General features: G+C 36.5%; 15 protein-coding genes, 2 tRNA genes and 4 pseudogenes. 8 read left to right on the top strand and 13 right to left on the bottom strand.

Features of this window, described 5'->3' with window-relative positions:
• Positions 1–24 precede the first annotated feature (24 nt).
• Together L3081_RS16975 and L3081_RS16970 are read right to left on the bottom strand one after the other, a co-directional pair.
• On the bottom strand, positions 25–315 hold the full coding sequence (locus L3081_RS16975; RefSeq protein WP_242287241.1) for a type II toxin-antitoxin system RelE/ParE family toxin: 291 nt from the start codon (positions 313–315) through the stop codon (positions 25–27).
• On the bottom strand, positions 302–559 hold the full coding sequence (locus tag L3081_RS16970) for a ribbon-helix-helix domain-containing protein (RefSeq protein ID WP_242287240.1): 258 nt from the start codon (positions 557–559) through the stop codon (positions 302–304). Before L3081_RS16970 ends, L3081_RS16975 begins: the two co-directional genes overlap by 14 nt.
• A 268-nt stretch (positions 560–827) precedes the next feature.
• Here L3081_RS16970 and L3081_RS16965 point away from each other — a divergent pair, with 268 nt between their 5' ends.
• Positions 828–1,019, top strand: coding sequence for a tyrosine-type recombinase/integrase (locus L3081_RS16965; protein WP_338027407.1), 192 nt, complete (start codon positions 828–830; stop codon positions 1,017–1,019).
• 878 nt (positions 1,020–1,897) lie between these two features.
• A pseudogene (locus L3081_RS16960) lies at positions 1,898–2,877 on the top strand (transposase).
• A gap of 547 nt (positions 2,878–3,424) precedes the next feature.
• Here the strand turns inward: L3081_RS16960 and L3081_RS16955 are convergent.
• The 5 genes from L3081_RS16955 to L3081_RS16935 are packed head-to-tail and all read right to left on the bottom strand — an operon-like array spanning position 3,425 to position 7,748.
• Positions 3,425–5,452, bottom strand: a complete 2,028-nt coding sequence (locus tag L3081_RS16955; protein ID WP_242287238.1) for an FtsX-like permease family protein — start codon at positions 5,450–5,452, stop codon at positions 3,425–3,427.
• Positions 5,449–5,763: an ABC transporter permease gene (locus L3081_RS16950; RefSeq protein WP_242287237.1), complete on the bottom strand. Its 315-nt coding sequence runs from the start codon at positions 5,761–5,763 to the stop codon at positions 5,449–5,451. The genes L3081_RS16955 and L3081_RS16950 overlap by 4 nt, the downstream gene beginning before the upstream one ends.
• Before the next feature lies 1 nt (position 5,764).
• Complete coding sequence (locus L3081_RS16945; protein ID WP_242287236.1) at positions 5,765–6,478, bottom strand: ABC transporter ATP-binding protein; 714 nt, start codon at positions 6,476–6,478, stop codon at positions 5,765–5,767.
• 14 nt (positions 6,479–6,492) lie between these two features.
• Positions 6,493–7,461, bottom strand: coding sequence for an efflux RND transporter periplasmic adaptor subunit (locus L3081_RS28470; RefSeq protein WP_242287235.1), 969 nt, complete (start codon positions 7,459–7,461; stop codon positions 6,493–6,495).
• Between the two features lie 29 nt (positions 7,462–7,490).
• Positions 7,491–7,748 carry a hypothetical protein gene (locus tag L3081_RS16935; protein WP_242287234.1) on the bottom strand — a complete coding sequence of 86 codons (258 nt, stop codon included), beginning with the start codon at positions 7,746–7,748 and terminating at the stop codon, positions 7,491–7,493.
• Positions 7,749–8,060: 312 nt separating this feature from the next.
• On the opposite strand from L3081_RS16935, the gene L3081_RS16930 reads away from it, so the two are divergent.
• Positions 8,061–9,437: a sigma-54-dependent transcriptional regulator gene (locus L3081_RS16930; protein WP_242287577.1), complete on the top strand. Its 1,377-nt coding sequence runs from the start codon at positions 8,061–8,063 to the stop codon at positions 9,435–9,437.
• 1 nt (position 9,438) lies between these two features.
• On the top strand, positions 9,439–10,782 hold the full coding sequence (locus L3081_RS16925; protein ID WP_242287233.1) for a sensor histidine kinase: 1,344 nt from the start codon (positions 9,439–9,441) through the stop codon (positions 10,780–10,782).
• A gap of 190 nt (positions 10,783–10,972) precedes the next feature.
• Here L3081_RS16925 and L3081_RS16920 read toward each other — a convergent pair.
• The 5 genes and pseudogenes from L3081_RS16920 to mutY form a co-directional block, all read right to left on the bottom strand.
• Positions 10,973–11,856, bottom strand: a pseudogene (locus L3081_RS16920) (IS982 family transposase).
• 166 nt (positions 11,857–12,022) lie between these two features.
• A tRNA-Thr gene (locus L3081_RS16915) sits at positions 12,023–12,098 on the bottom strand.
• Between the two features lie 105 nt (positions 12,099–12,203).
• Positions 12,204–12,279 (bottom strand) — tRNA-Phe (locus tag L3081_RS16910).
• Between the two features lie 190 nt (positions 12,280–12,469).
• Positions 12,470–12,740: pseudogene (locus tag L3081_RS16905) on the bottom strand (oxidative damage protection protein).
• Between the two features lie 77 nt (positions 12,741–12,817).
• A pseudogene (gene mutY / locus L3081_RS16900) lies at positions 12,818–13,925 on the bottom strand (A/G-specific adenine glycosylase).
• Between the two features lie 224 nt (positions 13,926–14,149).
• Here mutY and L3081_RS16895 point away from each other — a divergent pair.
• Together L3081_RS16895 and trmB are read left to right on the top strand one after the other, a co-directional pair.
• A complete protein-coding gene (locus tag L3081_RS16895) occupies positions 14,150–14,488 on the top strand; it encodes a YggL family protein (protein ID WP_242287232.1) in 339 nt (112 codons plus the stop codon).
• Between the two features lie 72 nt (positions 14,489–14,560).
• The gene (gene trmB, locus L3081_RS16890) at positions 14,561–15,292 is read left to right on the top strand and encodes a tRNA (guanosine(46)-N7)-methyltransferase TrmB (protein WP_242287231.1); all 732 of its coding nucleotides are present in this window, start codon (positions 14,561–14,563) and stop codon (positions 15,290–15,292) included.
• A 16-nt stretch (positions 15,293–15,308) separates the two neighbouring features.
• On the opposite strand, the gene L3081_RS16885 is transcribed toward trmB, so the two are convergent.
• Entirely contained in the window at positions 15,309–15,650 is a 342-nt protein-coding gene (locus L3081_RS16885) for a hypothetical protein (protein WP_242287230.1), read from the bottom strand.
• 197 nt (positions 15,651–15,847) lie between these two features.
• Between L3081_RS16885 and L3081_RS16880 the strand changes: the two genes are divergently transcribed.
• Together L3081_RS16880 and L3081_RS16875 are read left to right on the top strand one after the other, a co-directional pair.
• The gene (locus tag L3081_RS16880; RefSeq protein ID WP_242287229.1) at positions 15,848–17,431 is read left to right on the top strand and encodes a sensor histidine kinase; all 1,584 of its coding nucleotides are present in this window, start codon (positions 15,848–15,850) and stop codon (positions 17,429–17,431) included.
• A 278-nt stretch (positions 17,432–17,709) separates the two neighbouring features.
• Entirely contained in the window at positions 17,710–19,266 is a 1,557-nt protein-coding gene (locus tag L3081_RS16875) for a SulP family inorganic anion transporter (protein ID WP_242287228.1), read from the top strand.
• The last annotated feature ends 7 nt before the right edge of the window (positions 19,267–19,273 follow it).

Genomic DNA, 19,273 nt, shown 5'->3' with positions numbered 1-19,273 from the left:
TAGCCCTATGTGATATTTTCTAACTTATTCAAATGCTGTTGAAGTATTTTCAGCTCGTAATATTCGCATTACATCAATATTGCTATCAGTGATAATGTAATAGATTGAATATTTATCATATACACTACGCCGATAGTTTTCTCGTATATAGTCAACCGCTTGGTAATGTAATGGATGTTCAGCAATATTATGAAAATGAGCTGTTAATCCATCTATATACTCTTTAGCTTTAGGTAAACCAAAGTTATCAATACCATATTCAAAAAGCTGTTCAAAATCATTGGCGGCAGCTTCACTTAACCTATATTTGGTCATTAACTTGTTTACGTGCAATTACAGCATTAACAATGTCACTAGTAGTGCGGGAGCTAAAGCCACTTTGTTCAGCTTTGATTAATTCTTGTCGAATAACATCAATTTCAGCTGTGCGCATTTGCTCTTTTCTGATTAAGTCTCTGAGTATTTCGCTATCACTAGCATAATTTCCTGTTGCTAATTGAGCTTGTATCCATTGTGCTTGCTGATCTGTCACTGTGATACTTTTTTTTACCATAGCCATCATTGTCTCCCACGAGTATTTAATACTACTTTATCCTACCATATTTAAAGTTGTATAAAAATTATTTTATTAAAGCGTTCAAAGACAAATAATGAAGCGGTGTTATACGTGTCAAATCGCGTGTATCTGGTGTTGTAATTTAGAAATGATAACAAGGTATATACAAATTTTATATCGAATAAATAGCACTGATAAAAGAGGGAATAATCCCTGTAAACATTCTACTATCGCTATTCGTCGAGTCGTTCCTAATGTTAGCTAATGCTGTATAGAAGATTTCCGTGTACATGATTTTCGTCTTACGTGTGCTAGTAGGCTTGTACAGAACGGTATGACGGTTCAGGAAACAGCACATATTTTAGGACATTCAAATATCGCAACCACTATGCGCTATGCTCACCTTGAAAAGAATCAGGTGGCTGAGAAAATGAAAGCTGTGATTGATCGGTTTAATGATTAATCTGGATTACTTTTATAATGCACTTGCCTACGGTACGTTGTAATTGGTCGTGAACCAAAGCGGCCTCTACCGTGTCCTTTTAACATTGATAATATTACAAATACCGTTAGTGTTGAAGATATAGCTACAAACCAATTAATTGTATAATCCTCGCCTATTTTTCTTATCAAATTTTGGTCCAGTAAATATTTTGCTCCAAGTAAAAGCCAGATTGATATCGAGTTAATCAGGCCACCCATAATAACTTTTGCAACTTTCCCAACATAAACTACACTTAGTTTACCTCAATCAAGTATGGACACTATGATGCCTAAACCACGCTCACAACAAATTAGTTTACTCAATACCCCTTATTACCACATTTGTAGCCGCACTGTACGTAAGTTAATCAGACCACCCATAATAACTTTTGCAACTTTCCCAAGATAAACTACACTTACTTTACCTCAATCAAGTATGGACACTATGATGCCTAAACCCCGCTCACAACAAATTAAGTTAATCAGGCCACCCATAATAAGTTAATCAGGCCACCCATAAAAATCAAAGTTTAAGTTAATCAGGCCACCCATAATAAGTTAATCAGGCCACCCATAAAAATCAAAGTTAAGTTAATCAGGCCACCCATAAAAATCAAAGTAAGTTAATCAGGCCACCCATAAGTTAATCAGGCCACCCATAATAACTTTTGAAGTTAATCAGGCTAGTTAATCAGGCCACCCATAATAACTTTTGCAACTTTCCCTTAAGTTAATCAGGCCACCCATAATAACTTTTGCAACTTTCCCTTAAGTTAATCAGGCCACCCATAATAACTTTTGCAACTTTCCCAAAGATAAACTACACTTACTTTACCTCAATCAAGTACGGACACTATGATGCCTAAACCCCGCTCACAACAAATTAGTTTACTCAATACCCCCTATTATCACATTTGTAGCCGCACTGTACGCAAAGCCTTTTTATGCGGGGTCGATAAAGAAACTGGCACTAGCTTTGAACACAGACGCCGTTGGATTGAAAAACGTCTGTTTCAATTATCCCAATCTTTTGCTATTGATATTTGTGCCCATGCTATCATGCACAATCACTTACATTTAGTGCTGCATGTTGATTGTGAGCAAATAAAACAGTGGACCACAGCAGATATTCTTCAACGTTGGCATCAACTTTTTAAAGGCACGCTCCTCACACGCCAATATTTAAACAAACAACCACTGGCTGACTATCAACTCACCATGGTTGAACAAACCGCTAAAGTATACAAAGAGCGTTTAATGGATATTAGCCGGTTTATGCGCTCCTTAAATGAGCCTATTGCAAGGCAAGCTAATCAAGAAGATAAATGCACAGGCCATTTCTGGGAAGGACGGTTTAAATCTCAAGCCTTGCTTGATGAAGGTGCCTTATTATCATGTATGGCTTATGTTGATTTAAACCCAGTACGTGCCGCTATCTCCCCTACACCCGAGCAATCAAGTTTCACCACATTCAATTACGTATTAAAGCGGCTATTAACGGTGAGCAACCAACCGAGTTACTCCCTTTTACTGGCAACGAACATCAACACAAAACACAAGGAATTACTTTCAGCTTGAGAGACTATTTAACCCTCGTTGATGAAACGGGGAAAATAATTCGAAACGATAAACGTGGCGCGATTAACCCAAAAGCGTCTAACATTTTAGCCAGGCTACACATCAGTGATGAAAGTTGGTTAAAACTCACCACACAATTTGAATGTATTTTCACGGGCGCTGTCGGAACAGCTGAGCACTTAAGTGAATTTAGTGAACATGTAGGCTTAAAGCGAACACATGGCATAGCCAATGCCCAAGCTTGTTTGAATAGTGCCTAATTTTATTTAACAGTAAAGTAATTAAACATCTAAACGACAAGACAAAAACAAGTGGTTTCGCTAACACCACGGCCTTCTCTCACCTAAAATTCAGAAAAAGTGACGTTAAAAATAAAAAATCGGGTAACCGAACCATTTACTTGATCATGTTGTGAATTTTTTTAATAAAAAAACAACCTGATTTACGTGTCGTTAATACTTAGATTTATCGTGGGTGGCCTAGTTAATTTTAGGTGGCCTAGTTAATTTGCCTAGTTAATTTGGTCCTAAATTATCACTTAACAATCTAAAATCTAAAATCTAAAAAGTAAATATCATTAATTTTTGGAGCTAAAACATTAATTAAAGTTTGATTTTCATCCTCTTTATAAACTTTATATTCTCTGTATCCGAAACATACAACTACAAGTAAAATTAATATTTTAAACAATAATATAGATAGGTTATCAATATTTATTAACTTTTGTTGTTTTAGCATATTATTATTCATCACGTAATATCAATGATGGTCTACTGCTCGCGGCTTTAAAAGCCAGGCTAGCAACCGTTAACCAAGTGATAACTGTGACGATAACAGCAGATGCAAAATATACCCAAGCAGCTTGATCGATACGTTCATTGAAATTAGCAAGCCAATCCCCAACCACCAGTAACTTAATGGAAAAGCGATAGCAATACTTATTGCCACTAACAATAAAAACTCTCTTGCTAATAAATTCACTATGCTTAAACGGGATGCACCAAGCACCTTACGCATAGCCACTTCTTTTTGCCGACGTAGCGTTGCAAAAGAAGCTAAACCAAATATACCTAAACAAGTTAAGAAAATAGCTAACAAACTAAAAATAGTCACCATATCTAATTCTCGCTTTTCGCTTTTATGAGCATTAGCAAAGTCATCTGTTAATTTGTTAATTTCTACATCACTTAAATGCAGCTCTTCACTTATTAATTTTTGTAGCTGTTTGCTAAGCCTAGCCATATCTACATTATTAGTTTTTATCACGAGGTCACTTGTAACACTCAGATCAAAAAAACCTAAATTTAATGACATCGGCAATACTTGTTGCCGCGCAGAACCAATTTTGACATTTTCAATAACGCCAACCACTTTAGCTTTCATATTACGCCTTGGCTCTATTAAGGTTAACCCTATAACAGAATCTAAGTCTTGATAACCTGCTAATTCAGCCATACGCCGACTGACAATGACACTAACGATACGACTTTGCTCTTCATTCCTATAATACCAATCACCACTGAATTTTGGAGAAAAATCACGTCCCGCAAGTAATTTAAGACCTAATGTATCAATAGGGTAATAACCCGTTGAAACGGTAGGTTGCATACCACTTAATATCTCTCCGTTTGGCCAAGTAAATTGCAGGTTAGACTCCATATCATCGGTAAAATCTGTATTGGAGGCTGTAACTTGCTCAACACCAGGTAAATTTTTAATAGCATCGAACAAGCTATTGTGCTCTTGTTTATATAAAGCATCACTAGGTAGTGATTTAACTATTAGCCTTGATGATTTCTCATAACCTACGTTCAAATTATCGATCAACTGCATTTGTTGATATAAAGACATTGCAGCGATAATTAAGCCGATAGATAAAGCGCTTTGAAAGCAAAGGGTTAATTTACGGACAAAAATAGCCGTACCACCACGAATTAGATCGCCACTGAGCACTCTTTTGGCGCTAAAAGAGGCGATAAAAAGTGCAGGGTATAAACCTGAAAGTAATCCTACTACCAAAATTATTGCAACACTCACCCACATAAATGCTGAACCGTAATTTAAGCTTAGCTCTCTATCCATAAGTACATTAAATTCAGGTAAAGTTAACTCAACTAGTGCAAATGCTGTTAGACCTGCCGGCGCTACTACCACAAATGATTCAGTAAGGAATTGAGTAACCAACTGTGTTTTTGTTGCGCCTAATGCCTTACGAATCCCTACTTCTTTGCCGCGTTTTGCTGATTGAGCAATAGCTAAATTTATAAAGTTGATGCTTGCAATAAGGATCAAAACAACACTTAATCCAATGCTTATTTGTAGAACTGTTGACGAACCGCCAGTTTTCATTGCAGCCGGGTCATTGCCATTAAGGTGTAAGTCTTCCATATTGACTAATGCCATTTTCACATTTTGTTTAACTTGCCAAGGAGAAATAATGTGGCTTTCTTTAATCAGTTGCTGAGTTAAACTAGGTAAATCAGTACCTGCCAATAATTTATAATAAGTATAACCGTAACTCTCTTGCATCAATTTAGTTGGCATTTGAATCAGGCTATCAAACTTAAAATGGGTGTTTTCAGGTAAATTTTTAAAGATAGCACCTATGGTGTACAACTCACTATCATGATTTAATGTCTGACCAACAACTTGATTATTACCAAAAAGTCGAGTGACTTCACTTTCACTTAACACTAACTGATTTGGCTCTGATAATGCTTGTGTAATGTCTCCTGCAATAGTGGTTAAGTTAATAAAATCAAGAATATTAGCAGATGCCATATAAAAATCATTTAGTCTATGATAATTGCCGTCTACTTCAACTGTGTTACTCACTCCTTGTCCAATTTCCACGTATTAACAAGTCTAAATATATCTTCTATTTGGCTATTATTTTTTATCTTTTCGGCAAGCTTAAAGCTACTAATAGATATGACTTGTAAACCTACCGCAGTGTAATCAGTATGACCTAGGTAAACACGTTCACTATCCGGATGTTGTTTATCATATGACAATTCATGTTGAGCAAATAATGCCATTAAAATCGCTGCTGCCAAGCCAATACTTAAACCGATTAAGTTGAGAAAAAAATGTTGGCTATCATTTCTTATCGCTCGTGTTGCTGTGACAAAATAGTTAACAATCATGTTAAGCGACCTCATCTGTCATATCTTTTGGCATAGATACCTGACTCGCTTTATCAACCATTACTTGCCCATCTAACAAGCGCACTAGACGATCGGCATAATTACCTTCTTTTTCAGAGTGGGTAACCATAATTATCGTAGTGCCTTCACGGTTTAGTTCTCGTAACATGGTCATGACTTCATCACCATTTTTTGAATCCAAATTCCCCGTTGGCTCATCCGCTAGAATAATTTTTGGATTACTCACCAACGCACGTGCTACAGCAACACGTTGTTGTTGACCTCCAGATAGTTGCTGAGGAAGGTGGTCGCTACGATGATCAATGGCTACACGTTTTAAAATAGCTTCTACTCTTTGCTTTCGTTCAATCTTTGAAATTTTCAGATATTGTAGTGGTAACTCAACATTCTCAAAAACAGTGAGTTCATCAATTAGATTAAAGCTTTGAAATACAAAACCAATAGATGACTTACGTAACTCAGCTAACTTTACTTCGCTGTATATTGAGATATCGTCATCTAAAAATTCAAAGCTTCCTGATGTTGGTGAATCTAGCATACCCAAAATTGACAATAACGTTGATTTTCCACAACCTGAAGGCCCCATAATGGCTACAAACTCACCTTGTTTTACCGTTAAATTAATATTACTCAGTGCTGTTGTTTCAACATCTTGAGTGCGAAAAACACGGCTTAAATTAGTTAATGTGATCATGTATATCCCTTTTATTATTGTAACTTGAGTTGCTGAGCTTGATCGAAATTACCATAGCCTGAGGTGATAACTTGCTCACCTAAAGTCACGCCTGATAGTACTTCAAAATAATTTTGGTTCTTTTTGCCTATACTAATATTTCGTCTGGTTGCTTTGTCACCGTTTGCCTCTAGTACGAAGACCCAATTACCTCCCGAACTGGTAAAAAATGCTCCTCGGCTGAGCAGGAGTGCATCATTTTTATCTCCACCCAACATAAGTTCGGCATCGATGCTTTGTCCACGTTTAATGCTGTGTGTGTGTTTAGGTAGATCGACTTCAATTTGAAATTGTGACTGACTGACTCGACTATCAATTTTGCTGACTGTGGCATTCACTTTTCCGCTTTCTAATTCAACCACAACAGTCATACCTCGCTGTACTTGATTGAGGTAAAATTCATCTAGACGAATTACGAGTTTATATTCATTAGGGATGTCTATTTGACCTAAGCGTGCTCCACGGCTTTTAGATTCACCAATATCGACATTTAATTCACTTAGATAACCTGAAACAGGAGCCTTAATAAGTAAGTTATCGAGGTTTTTACGGGCAAACTGTAGATTTTTTTGTAACATAGTCGCACTGTCTTCAAGTTGTTCAACTTGAAGCTTTCGGATACTATTTTCTTGTTTTTGCCGATCTAAAGTCAGTACTTTTCTGGCTTTGAAATAGTCCAAGTTGCTTGTTATCTCTGCTAGCTGATCTTTAGCCAATACACCTTTAGCAACTAATGATTTTGATTGTGCCAAACGACGTTCTAGGTGGCTAATCTGTAAATTTATCTCCAGTAAATCACGACGTAGATTGAGTCGATTAGTTTCCATATTCATTTGGGTATTACGCAAAAAATTAAGCTGTTCGGTAACCTGTGCCTCTCGTCCCATCACATCAAGCTGCAAACTTGTATTGCTTAAACGCACGAGTGGTCGGCCTTTTTTCACCAACTCCCCTTGTTCAACTAAACGTTGCTCTATCTGACCTCCGGAATGGTGTCGAGATAAACGGTTGTTTTTGGTACTACATGACCACGCAAGCTCAACGCATCAATAAAAGCGCCTTGTATAACGGGACTAATGGTGACGTTATTCTTCTCGATATTTTGACTTCTACCAGTCATCTGTGCTTGACTCACCCCATATACAGATACAACTACACCTAAAATTAGCAGGGCAAGTAAGCTATGTTTTAAGTACTTTTGCAGTGGTGTTCTCGTTATTTTTTTGTCCATTAAGAAAATTCCTACCTTTTTCCTCTTAACTTACTTAATTTTTCTCTCTATTTTTATTTCATAACGCTCGACACATTCATATCAAGACATTTAAGGCTAAATACAATATTCGCGCCAATTAAGATAATTCATTATAAACAAAGGGTTAGCTATTTTGTATATAACGACTAACGTTTAACTGTCCGTTTATAGAACACTTTTGATAACGTAAAGTGTCCATTTATGGACGTTTAGCTAGACGGCTGAATTGTAAGTAGGGTAGACTAAAAATAAATTTAGAAAGCGGATTATGGAAATGAAGCAAGTGGCTCAATTTTAATTGTTGATGATAACCCTGATATTTTAATAGCAGTCAAGTTATTACTTAAACAGCATTATCAAACAGTTTTAACGACAAACACCCCTTTTGACATTGAACAGGTGCTTAACGAGCAGAAAATAGATGTGATTTTGCTCGACATGAACTTTAATCACGATGCGATAAGTGGTCAGGAAGGTTTTTATTGGCTAAAGAAAATTCTTGCTCAAGATCCCTCAATTGTTGTGGTTCTGATGACTGCTTATGGTGATATTCAAATAGCCGTAGATGCAATAAAAGCGGGCGCTTCAGATTTTATAGCTAAGCCTTGGAAAAATGAGCAGTTATTAGCTTCAATTACCGCTGCATTTTCACATGCAAAAGATAAGCAACAGCTCAGTAAGCTGACTCGTCAAACTCAAGGTTTGAATCAAGCTCTTAATGGACAGCAATTCGAATTTTTAGGCAAAAGCGTCGCCATGCAACAGGTATTTGATACCATCGAAAAAGCAGCACAAACAGATGCTAATATATTAATCACAGGTGAAAGTGGTACGGGTAAAGAACTGGCTGCGCATGCGATACACTTGGCAAGTGAAAGGAGTCAGCAAGCCTTTATAAGCTTGGATATGGGGTCAATTTCACAAAGTTTATTTGAAAGTGAGCTTTTTGGTCATAAAAAAGGCGCATTTACTGATGCAAAAAATGATCGTGTCGGGCGCTTTGAGCTTGCCCATAATGGCAGTATTTTTTTAGATGAACTAGGTAATTTGCCCATAAATCAACAAGCAACTTTACTTTCTGCATTGCAGAGTCGTCAAATCACCCCAGTTGGTGGTTCCAAGTCTATTAAAGTAAACATTCGGCTTATTTGCGCGACCAATGAAAATCTAACACAGGCTGTTCAGGAAGGTCGTTTTAGGCAGGATTTACTTTATCGTATTAATACCGTAGAAATACGCTTACCGCCATTACGAGATCGTGTTGATGATATATTATTGCTTGCAGAATATTACCTTGAACACTTTAACCATAAATATAAAAGAACAGTAAGTATAGTACCTGAAGATGTGCAGGTACTCTGCCAGTATAGTTGGCCAGGTAATGTACGTGAACTAGCTCATGTTATAGAGCGCTCTGTTATTTTAAGTAATACAAATATAGTTGATATTCGTTCAGTGATTAATGCTAATACTGCCCCAACGCTAATTCAATTACCGACTGATACTGACAGTAATAATGACGATGATACTTTTAATTTAGAAGTGGTGGAACAGCGCACTGTTCGTGCAGCCTTAAAATACCACCAAGGAAATGTGACTAAAGCTGCTAAATCACTTGGTTTAACGCGAGGCGCAATGTATCGACGTTTAGATAAGTACGATCTTTAATATGAATATTTTAACTAATCGCCTTCAATTGTTATTGGCTATTAACCTTGTTGCATTAATCACTGCCGTTACACTGCTAAACAGTCTTTTTATAACTAAAGGCGTGTCAGCAGTTTGGCTATTATTACTAATTATCACTATTTCACTATTAGCTTCTTTATTTTCATTATTCAAACGTCAAGACAGACAAATAATACAAGTAATAAGATCGCTCGCAAATGGTGATAATTCGTTGGGGTTTAGTACCGAACATCCAATGCGAAAACATTTTGATGAAGTTAAACATCAAATGCAGGCTTCAAGGATCTATGCGGAACAACAAAGTGAATTTTTTAAGACACTTTTAGTGCATGTAAATCTTGCGGTTATGGTGTGTGACTCACAAGGAAAAATAATTGAATCTAACCCTGCGGTTACTAGGCTACTTGGTGAAAGTGTCAATGATATTAAGGAGCTGAATCATATTGGCACTATGATTTTAGATACGAATAAGGATTTACATAGCACTGTTCAATGGCAAAATGGCGAGCAACAAGATACTTTAACACTGCAAGTAAGTATTGCTGAAATTCAAGGAAAGGAGCGTAAAATTGTTACCTTACAATCTATTCATGAGCGATTGCTTAATAAAGAACAACAAGCGTATAAACGCTTAACTTGCGTACTTACTCATGAAGTGGCCAATACTATTACACCCTTAGCTTCTCTTGCACAAACCTGTCAGGGGCTTATGCCAGAAAAACTGTGTTTTAGTGATAAAGAAAATAAACAAGATTTACTTTTAGCCTTAGCAACCTTAGCTTCACGTACTGATTATTTAGGCGAATTTATTTCCAGATTTAAAAAGATAAGTAGCTTACCTTTACCCACATTAACCCCTACAAATATAACGCCTATTTTAGAACGGATAGGTATCTTTCATCAGCAACAATTAGATGTAAATAATATTTCTCTTGATATTAAAATTCAAAATCAGCAATTAGTGATGCTAGATAAAGGTCAAGTTGAACAAGTACTCATTAATTTAATAAAAAATGCTATAGAATCGATCACTTTAGATAATGGGCAGCAAAGAGACCGAGATGCAAATGACCTTGCACAAAGAAGAATCAGCCTAACTGTCGGACATAATAGTGCACAACAACTCTACGTAGAAGTAGCAGACAGCGGTACTGGTATAGCAGGGCATGTTATCGATATGATTTTTGTGCCATTTTTCACCACTAAGCAACACGGTTCGGGCATAGGCTTAAGCCTATCAAGGCAAATAATGATAAACCATGGTGGTGACTTAATTTATATCAAGCGCCCGCAAGGTGCTTGTTTCAGGTGTATTTTTGGTTAGAGCGATGGTTTCGCAATTATATAACCGCTTCAAGCTCAGAAGTCTGTAGTTATCAAAATATCACTGTCGCCTTTGAGCTCAGACTGTGTGAAAACTCATAAACAACTGTGCTGTTCGCGCACTATCTTTGTTCTGGTGTTAATAATAGCTACTTTTACAAGCATTTTAGATTATTTAACCTCAGATCGGGTTAAGCCCTAACCATAGCATTCTTCTCTACGTCATTAATATTAAGGGTTGGCTTATTTTCTTTAAGGCAATAAGCCACTAACCCCGCAAGTAAATTCAACATAAAACCATTAGGACTGCGATGACGAGAATGCTCTATTTGAGAAATATTCTTTAATTGATCATTTATCGTCTCGATAATAAATCGTCTAGATAGCAAGGCTCTATCCCATAACGACATCGCTTTTGCTTTCATATTACTGCGAACAGTTGTTATCAAGTCAACACCAGTTTCCTTTAAATCGGCGGTTAATTTTTTGCTGATGTAACCTTTGTCAGCATATAACTTTCCTTTGAGGTTTTTAGCTAACGCAAACACAGGCTTGGTGTCATGCACATTGCCAGTCGTTAATTTAGCATCAACTATTTCCCCCTAAAGTTGGTGACTAAATGCAGTTTGAACCCATAAACCCAACCCATTGTTCCTTTGCCTCGCTCGGCTATACCGTCAAATGTTTTGTGTCTAGGTATTCGTAGGTTATGGCATACTTTTATGCTCGTAGAGTCAATGAATTCAATGCCTGTAGATTCACCCTTGAGTATGGAAAAATAGCTAGAAAGAGGAACGATAGCTTTAGGCATTACCTCTAAAAATCGAGTGTAGCTCAATAAACTAGGGAAGTGAGAACGATAAAATTTAGCGATATAACCTTTATAATAATTTTTAAAGTCGCGATGATTTGATGTATGAAAAGCAATAAGGATAGTGATCACCTCGCTCATCGTCATACGACAGGGGCGATTTCGCTTTATATTACCATCAGCAATTAATTGTTTTTCCCATTGTGGAATAAATACGCGACAAAAATCATCGACATCACAGAATATTTCAACTAGTTTGTTCATGCCCGTTCCTTATTATCTTTCTGTTTTTTCTTGGTCGAAAGATCGGATCGTGGAACGGGCACTTAGTTCAATTTAATTTATTCTTATCCCGAGCTGAGGTTAACTATAGAATTCGACCAATCGATAGATACAAAAAAGCCCTAACCGAAGTTAGGGCTTGAATGAATGGTGCCGACTGCCGGAGTCGAACTGGCGACCTACTGATTACAAGTCAGTTGCTCTACCAACTGAGCTAAGTCGGCACACAAAGCTGTGTGCAGTATTAGTTATTTGAAACGCTAATACTTTGGCACCGAAATAATACTTAATATTATTAATAAATAATAATTGAGCACCATCTCTGTAAATGGTGCCCCGACCCGGAGTTGAACCAGGGACACGCGGATTTTCAATCCGCTGCTCTACCAACTGAGCTATCGGGGCATCTCTTTCAAGGTGTTTGCTACCTCGTGAAGACGGGGCGTATTAGACTGTTTTTCACTTTGTTCGTCAACTGTTTTTTTTAACTTTTTAATAAAATAAGTTTGTTTGCTGTTTTATTGTGCTTATTGTTGTTTATTTAACAGTAATTGTGATTTTTTTACTCTTTATCTTTTATTTATAGTTTTACATATTAGGTTGACGGTGGAACGTAACCTTCAATATCAGGTTCTATTCCTTCAAACAAGTAAGCAACCATGGCAGCTTCTAAAAAGGCTCGGTCATCAACATTCATCATGTTCATTTTTTTCATTAATTAGCATGGTTTGCTTTTTTTGCCAATGCCCCCACGCTTCTTTGCTAATATTATCAAAAATACGCTTACCAACTTCACCTGGGTATAGCTGAAAAGCTAAACCTTCAGCTTCCTTATTAAGGTTTTGACAAAATACTGTACGGCTCATAATTCTCTCTTATTTTATGTTAAGTAATAGTCGTTACTATTACTTATTGGTTTATTATTGATATTAATACTGTTGTGTTAATAGTTTTGCAATAGACCAATAAGTTTTTTTGTTGATGCAGCCAAGCCTACGCTAGCCTCATTGTGTAAATCATACCATTTTTGTTTTCTTGGTTCGCTAATTTCTTGATCATTAATTTGGCCTATTGATGTTGATTCTAGTTGAATACACTCAATAACGATAGGTGAAATATCAAGATGAAAGTGGCTAAAGGTGTGCCTAAATGGTGTTAATGCCTGTTGTGCATTTTTGTTAGCAGTGGCTTTTAAGCCTAATGTTTTTAATAAATCAGCAATTTCATCTTTGTTACTCACTTCATGAAAACACCATAAACCACCCCAAATCCCAAAGAGGAGGTCGTTTTTCCATTAAAACTCTATCACCTTTTTCTGTCGTAATACGGGGGATCACCATTATCGTGCTTTTTTCAGGTGTTTTTTTCTTAGGCTTTTTTTGCGGAAATTCTGCTTGTTGTGAGCTTGCTAATGCTAAACAACTTGTTTTTACTGGGCATAACTCACAGGTAGGTTTACTACGTGTGCAAACCGTTGCTCCAAGATCCATCATGGCTTGTGTGTAAAACCCGGTATCTGTTGTTGGTGTTAAACATTCGCTTAACTGCCATAATGCTTTGTCAAATTTAGCTAGGCCATTGTAGCCTTCAACTAAATAATTTCGTGCTAATACTCGTTTTACGTTGCCATCTAAAATTGGATGATGTTGATTTAAAGCTAAACTTAATATTGCCCCTGCCGTTGAGCGACCAATACCTGGTAGGGCAATAACTTGATCAATTTTTTCTGGAAAAACACCGTTATATTCACTATCAATGAGTTTCGCTGCTTTGTGCAAATTACGTGCTCTGGCGTAATAACCTAAACCTGTCCAGTGGTGCAGTACTTTATCTTCATCTGCATTGGCTAAACTGCTAATTGTAGGAAAGCTTGCCATAAAGCGCTCATAGTAACCGATGACAGTAGTAACTTGTGTTTGTTGTAACATGATTTCAGAAACCCAAACACTGTAGGGCGTTTTATTTTGTTGCCACGGTAAATGTTTCCTACCTTGGTGGTGATACCAAGTAACCACTTGCGTGGCGAATTGCTTTGCTGATTCAGAAGATATTTTTACTGTTTGGTCTGAGGGAGGATAATTTGTTTTTTTAATGATGGTGTCTTCACGTTTAAATAATGAGGCAGTGTAACTAATTATACAAATTGACTCAAAAAATGTTTTAAGTCGTTTCAATTTAACATTCATCTGTATTTAATAAATTAGTTTTATTGCGCGGGATGAAGCCTGTATAATAGTGAGAATTATTTTAGTAACAATATTATTGAGGCAATGCCATGAAAGTTGATGCAAAAAACCGAAGTCAGCGATTGCGTAAAAAATTAAGAGTAGATGAATTTAAAGAATTAGGTTTTGATGTGGCTTGGCAGTTAAGTGCAGATATCACCAGTGATGAACTTGATGTTTTTATAGATAAATTTTTCAGTGAAGTGATTCAGCCAAATGGTTTAGGTTTTGGTGGTGAGGGCGACACTTTGTGGCATGGTTTAATTTGCACACAAAAATTAGGGTCGTGCACTGATGAGCACAGAGTAGCAGTAGAAAAATGGTTAAAAGATAATGGTGCCACTGCGGTAGCGGTTAGTGAACTGTATGATGTGTGGTGGGCTGAGTAATTTTATTAAGCCGAGTTCAGGTTATTTAGAAAAAAGCTGAATTATCTTAAAGAAGAACCTTGAAGAAAAACAATGACAGAAGAAATTAAAAAAACACATAAAACTATTGAAGAAGCGGAACAAGAAGGTAAGTATATTCGTAAAGTTCGTAGCTTTGTTAAACGTGAAGGTCGCTTAACTAAAGGACAAGAACGTGCCTTAAATGAGCATTGGGAAAGTATGGGGTTAAATCATAGCGATGGCTTACTCGATACCGGCTCACTTTTTGGCAATGATAATCCAATTGTTTTAGAAATTGGTTTTGGTATGGGTAAATCCTTAGTTGAAATGGCTAAAGCAGCACCTGAACTCAACTTTATTGGTGTTGAAGTTCACAAGCCGGGGGTAGGGGCGTGTATTGCACTGGCTGCAGAACAAGGTGTTCAGAACTTAAAAGTGTTTGAACACGATGCTATTGAAGTATTAGCAGATTGTATTCCTGAAAACAGTTTAACAACGGTGCAGTTGTTTTTTCCTGATCCTTGGCATAAAAAGAAACATCACAAACGACGTATAGTGCAAGCTGACTTTGTTGAAGCTATTCGTCAAAAGCTGATTGTTGGTGGGGTATTTCATATGGCAACTGATTGGGAAAATTATGCTGAATGTATGCTTGAAGATATGCAAACGGCTCAAGGATATAAAAACTTGTCAGCAACCAATGATTACGTACCTCGTCCTGATTCAAGACCCCTTACTAAATTTGAAAGCAGGGGACATCGATTAGGGCATGGTGTGTGGGATTTACAATTCTCTAAGTTATAAAATTGCTAGTATAACCTCAGCTAGGTAAGTGCTCGCGCTCCACGTAAAATAAGTGTTGTGCATTACGTAAATTTCCGGTGTCTTTGAGCCATTGCTCTGTAATTATCTCTCGTTGTAAAGCCGCTTGTAATAAGCGGCTTTTATATTGACACCAGTAAAATATTGTCGCCTCTTGATGGCAGTCGTTGTTGGGAAAAGTGGTACAGCGTTTTTCAGCTAATTCTTCAATGATACTTGCAACAACTTTTTCTTTTAATTCATCTTCAATTCTTTGTTTAAAACGTGTATAGCGTTTAGCTTTAACGAGTTGCCAAATCAGCCACGCCATTGATACCGCAAGAATAGCGATAATTTGCATTTGTTTTCTCTCACAAAAATGATGTAGGGATAATAACAATTTTTACCAATAAAGCCTCTTGTTTTTTAACGCTTAGCGTTGTTTAATTGCTTAAACACTATCTTTACTATTTATCATGTTTGAGTTGACTTTTGTTACTAACATGCCTTAAATGGTCTTTTAAGGACGAAAACTAATCATGTCAATGAGTAGCATTAATGAATAAAGCCATTGAATTCAATGACAAACTTACCAAGCGCTTACTGATTTATATATTACTTTGCAGTACTTTTGTTTCCGTATGCTCCACCGTAGTTCAGTTATATTCTTTTTTCAAAGATGATGTAACGCTATTAGAACAACGATTTAAAAACATAGAAAAAAGTTACATTCCTTCTATCGCTAGAGGTTTATGGGATTTTAATAAACCGTTAGTTGCTCAACAAATTCAAGGTATTGTTGATTTGCCCGATATTGGTCTGGTTATTATTGAGAATGATTTTGATTTTAAGCAGCAATTTGGCGATGCAGATATAATCGCGAAAAAATATATTGAATATCCCATTGTTTTTGAAGGGGAATATGTGGGTAAGTTACAAATCCATGCACATTATAACGACATTTATCAGCGGTTATGGCAACACGCCGGTTTTATATTAACCTCTGAGTTTATTAAAATTTTCATTGTTACTTTTTTTATTATTCTTATTGTTAATAAATTTATCATGCGGTATTTGTTTCAAATTTCAAATTATGCTCAGGAATTGGCAAGCGATAATTTGGATAAAGAATTAATTTTGTCTAATCGATCTGGAAATGAAGATGAATTAGATTACCTTGTGAATGCTATTAATAGTATGAGAATTAAGTTAAAAGATAAAATTGCCATGTTAGAGGGCGCAGAAAATGCGTTACTAACTCTAAATGGCGAATTAGAAGTTAAAGTACATGATAGAACGGCTAAATTACAAAAAAACAATCAACAATTGCAAGATTTACTGGATAACTTAACATTAGCACAAGACCAATTAATTCAATCTGAAAAAATGGCATCCCTTGGGCAATTAGTTGCAGGCGTAGCCCATGAGGTAAATACGCCGTTAGGTATTTGCGTTACCTCAATTACCGCTTTAAAAGAAAAAATAGAAGCGTTGCAATCGTTAGTAGCATCCCAAACATTAACAAAATCTTTTCTTAATGATACGTTAAATATACTAATTGAGTATGAACAAATAATTGAGCGTAGTTTAAATAAAGCTGTTGATCTTATTCGTAGTTTCAAATCAGTTGCTGTAGAACAACATACAGACCCTGAAATGAATATAAATTTACGTCAACATGTGTTTGATATTGTTAACACAGTTAAAACACTCTTTAAGCAAAAAAAATATCATATTAATATTGAGGTAGACGAAAAGATAAACTTAATTACCTACCCTAGTGCTTGGAACCAAGTGTTAACCAACTTCTTAATGAATTCACATGTTCATGGTTTTGAAGGGCGTAATGAAGGTGAAATATCTATTGTTTTTTCTATCAGCGAAGAAGCATTAACCTTGGTTTATACCGATAACGGCAAAGGGATACCAACCGATTATACAAAGCGTATTTTTGAACCTTTTGTCACAACTAAACGAGGGCAAGGAGGTTCAGGGTTAGGTTTAAATATTGTGTTTAATTTAGTGAATGCAAAATTAGGCGGCACTATAAAATTATTAGAATCTGAACAAGGTGCTTGTTTTGAAGTGATCGTACCTATTAAAAAGCCTAAAGTAGAAAGAAAAGCTAATGAGGTTAATTAGCCCGTCACTGAGGCAAACCAAATCAAATACCAAACAGTGTAATTTATAAGAAAAGACTATTCATAACCAATATTTCCCACAAAGGTTAAATTTGCTGATAAAAGAAGCAAATATTGACTTTTAATCGTTAGATCTATAGTATTCCGGCGCCTTAAATCTACGTAAAAACGCTGTTGTTGCTTCCAGTGCTGATTATTTCTCACTATGGCAATATTTCATCGTTTTTCAAATCAAGAATACGCTTTTATTGTGTATCCAAAATAATCAATGAGATAAAAATGTTTGAATTACACGCCAGTAAAGCGTCGAATCTGAAAAATGATGTATTGTCAGGCTTAACTGTTGCCTTAGCCTTGGTACCAGAGGCGGTTGCTTTTGCTTTTGTTGCCGGTGTAGAGCCGTTAGTGGGGCTGTATGCTGCGTTTATGGTGGGGTTAATTACTGCCATCTTTGGTGGTCGTCCTGGGATGATTTCTGGTGCAACAGGAGCTATGGCTGTTGTTATGGTAAGTTTAGTGGCAATTCATGGTGTTGAATATCTTTTTGCTACAGTGGTGCTTACCGGGTTGCTGCAAATATTAGCAGGAATATTCAAGTCGGGTAAGTTTATTCGTTTAGTACCTCATCCTGTAATGCTTGGTTTTGTTAATGGTTTAGCAATCGTTATTTTCTTAGCGCAACTTGGGCAGTTTAAAGTCACTAATAGTGCGGGTGAATTAGAGTGGTTACAAGGAACACCACTGATGATAATGGCAGGACTAATAATAATTACCATGGCCATTATTCATTTTTTACCTAAATTAACCAATGCAGTGCCTTCGTCGCTTGTTGCGATTGTTGTTGTAACATTGCTAGTGCAGAGCTTAGGGTTAGACACCCGAACAGTGGTTGATTTTCTGCGTGATATGACCAACGATCCAACCGCGTCTATTGCGGGTGGTTTACCACAATTTTCTATTCCTAACGTGCCTTTTAATTTAGATACATTGAAAGTTATTTTTCCTTTTGCGTTGATATTAGCTGCGATAGGCTTAATTGAGTCGTTACTTACCTTAACATTAATTGATGAATTAACGGGCACTCGTGGTCGCGGTAATAAAGAATGTATTGCACAAGGTGCTGCAAATACGGTTACTGGTTTTTTTGGTGGTATGGGTGGTTGTGCTATGATTGGACAATCAATGATCAATGTAAATTCTGGCGGTAGAGGTAGAGCTTCAGGTATAACGGCTGCGGTAGCTTTATTAGGTTTTATTTTGTTTGCTTCCGGTTTAATTGAGATGATCCCGTTAGCGGCGTTAGTAGGCGTAATGTTTATTGTTGTTATTGGTACCTTTGAATGGTCAAGTTTTCGTATTTTAAGTAAGGTGCCTAAAGCCGATGCTATTGTTATTGTCTTGGTATCAGCGGTAACCGTTGCCACTGATTTAGCCATTGCGGTTGTTGTTGGTGTTATTGTTTCCGCTTTAGTTTTTGCATGGGATCATGCTAAACATATTAATGTGAATCGTAGTACAGATGAGAATGGCTCAACAGTATATGAAGTTATAGGTCCAATTTTCTTTGGTTCTGTTGCTAATTTTTTAGAGAAATTTGATGTTAATAATGACAGTGATGATGTTGTTATTGAGTTCAAACGCTCTCGTGTTGCAGACCATTCTGCAATTGGTGCAATTGATACCTTAGCTGAACGCTATTTAGCTAAAGGTAAAACAGTACATTTAAAACACTTGAGTCAAGAATGTAAATTGTTATTAAAAAAAGCAGGTGACTTAGTTGAAGTTAATGTAATTGAAGATCCTGAGTACCATATTGCTTCTGATAAACTTGCGTAAACGTTTG

The organism is Colwellia maritima (genome assembly GCF_022669015.1).
In the GTDB taxonomy this organism is placed as follows: domain Bacteria; phylum Pseudomonadota; class Gammaproteobacteria; order Enterobacterales; family Alteromonadaceae; genus Colwellia; species Colwellia maritima.
The sequence above is the reverse complement of the archived record's forward strand: the minus strand, read 5'-3'. Positions and strand labels throughout refer to the sequence as shown.

Coding starts and splice junctions, on each gene's coding strand:
- L3081_RS16975 (WP_242287241.1), bottom strand. CDS start 315: ATGACCAAATATAGGTTAAGTGAAGCTGCCGCCAATGATTTTGAACAG.
- L3081_RS16970 (WP_242287240.1), bottom strand. CDS start 559: ATGGCTATGGTAAAAAAAAGTATCACAGTGACAGATCAGCAAGCACAA.
- L3081_RS16950 (WP_242287237.1), bottom strand. CDS start 5,763: ATGATTGTTAACTATTTTGTCACAGCAACACGAGCGATAAGAAATGAT.
- L3081_RS16945 (WP_242287236.1), bottom strand. CDS start 6,478: ATGATCACATTAACTAATTTAAGCCGTGTTTTTCGCACTCAAGATGTT.
- L3081_RS16935 (WP_242287234.1), bottom strand. CDS start 7,748: ATGGACAAAAAAATAACGAGAACACCACTGCAAAAGTACTTAAAACAT.
- L3081_RS16925 (WP_242287233.1), top strand. CDS start 9,439: ATGAATATTTTAACTAATCGCCTTCAATTGTTATTGGCTATTAACCTT.
- L3081_RS16895 (WP_242287232.1), top strand. CDS start 14,150: ATGAAAGTTGATGCAAAAAACCGAAGTCAGCGATTGCGTAAAAAATTA.
- trmB (WP_242287231.1), top strand. CDS start 14,561: ATGACAGAAGAAATTAAAAAAACACATAAAACTATTGAAGAAGCGGAA.
- L3081_RS16885 (WP_242287230.1), bottom strand. CDS start 15,650: ATGCAAATTATCGCTATTCTTGCGGTATCAATGGCGTGGCTGATTTGG.
- L3081_RS16880 (WP_242287229.1), top strand. CDS start 15,848: ATGAATAAAGCCATTGAATTCAATGACAAACTTACCAAGCGCTTACTG.
- L3081_RS16875 (WP_242287228.1), top strand. CDS start 17,710: ATGTTTGAATTACACGCCAGTAAAGCGTCGAATCTGAAAAATGATGTA.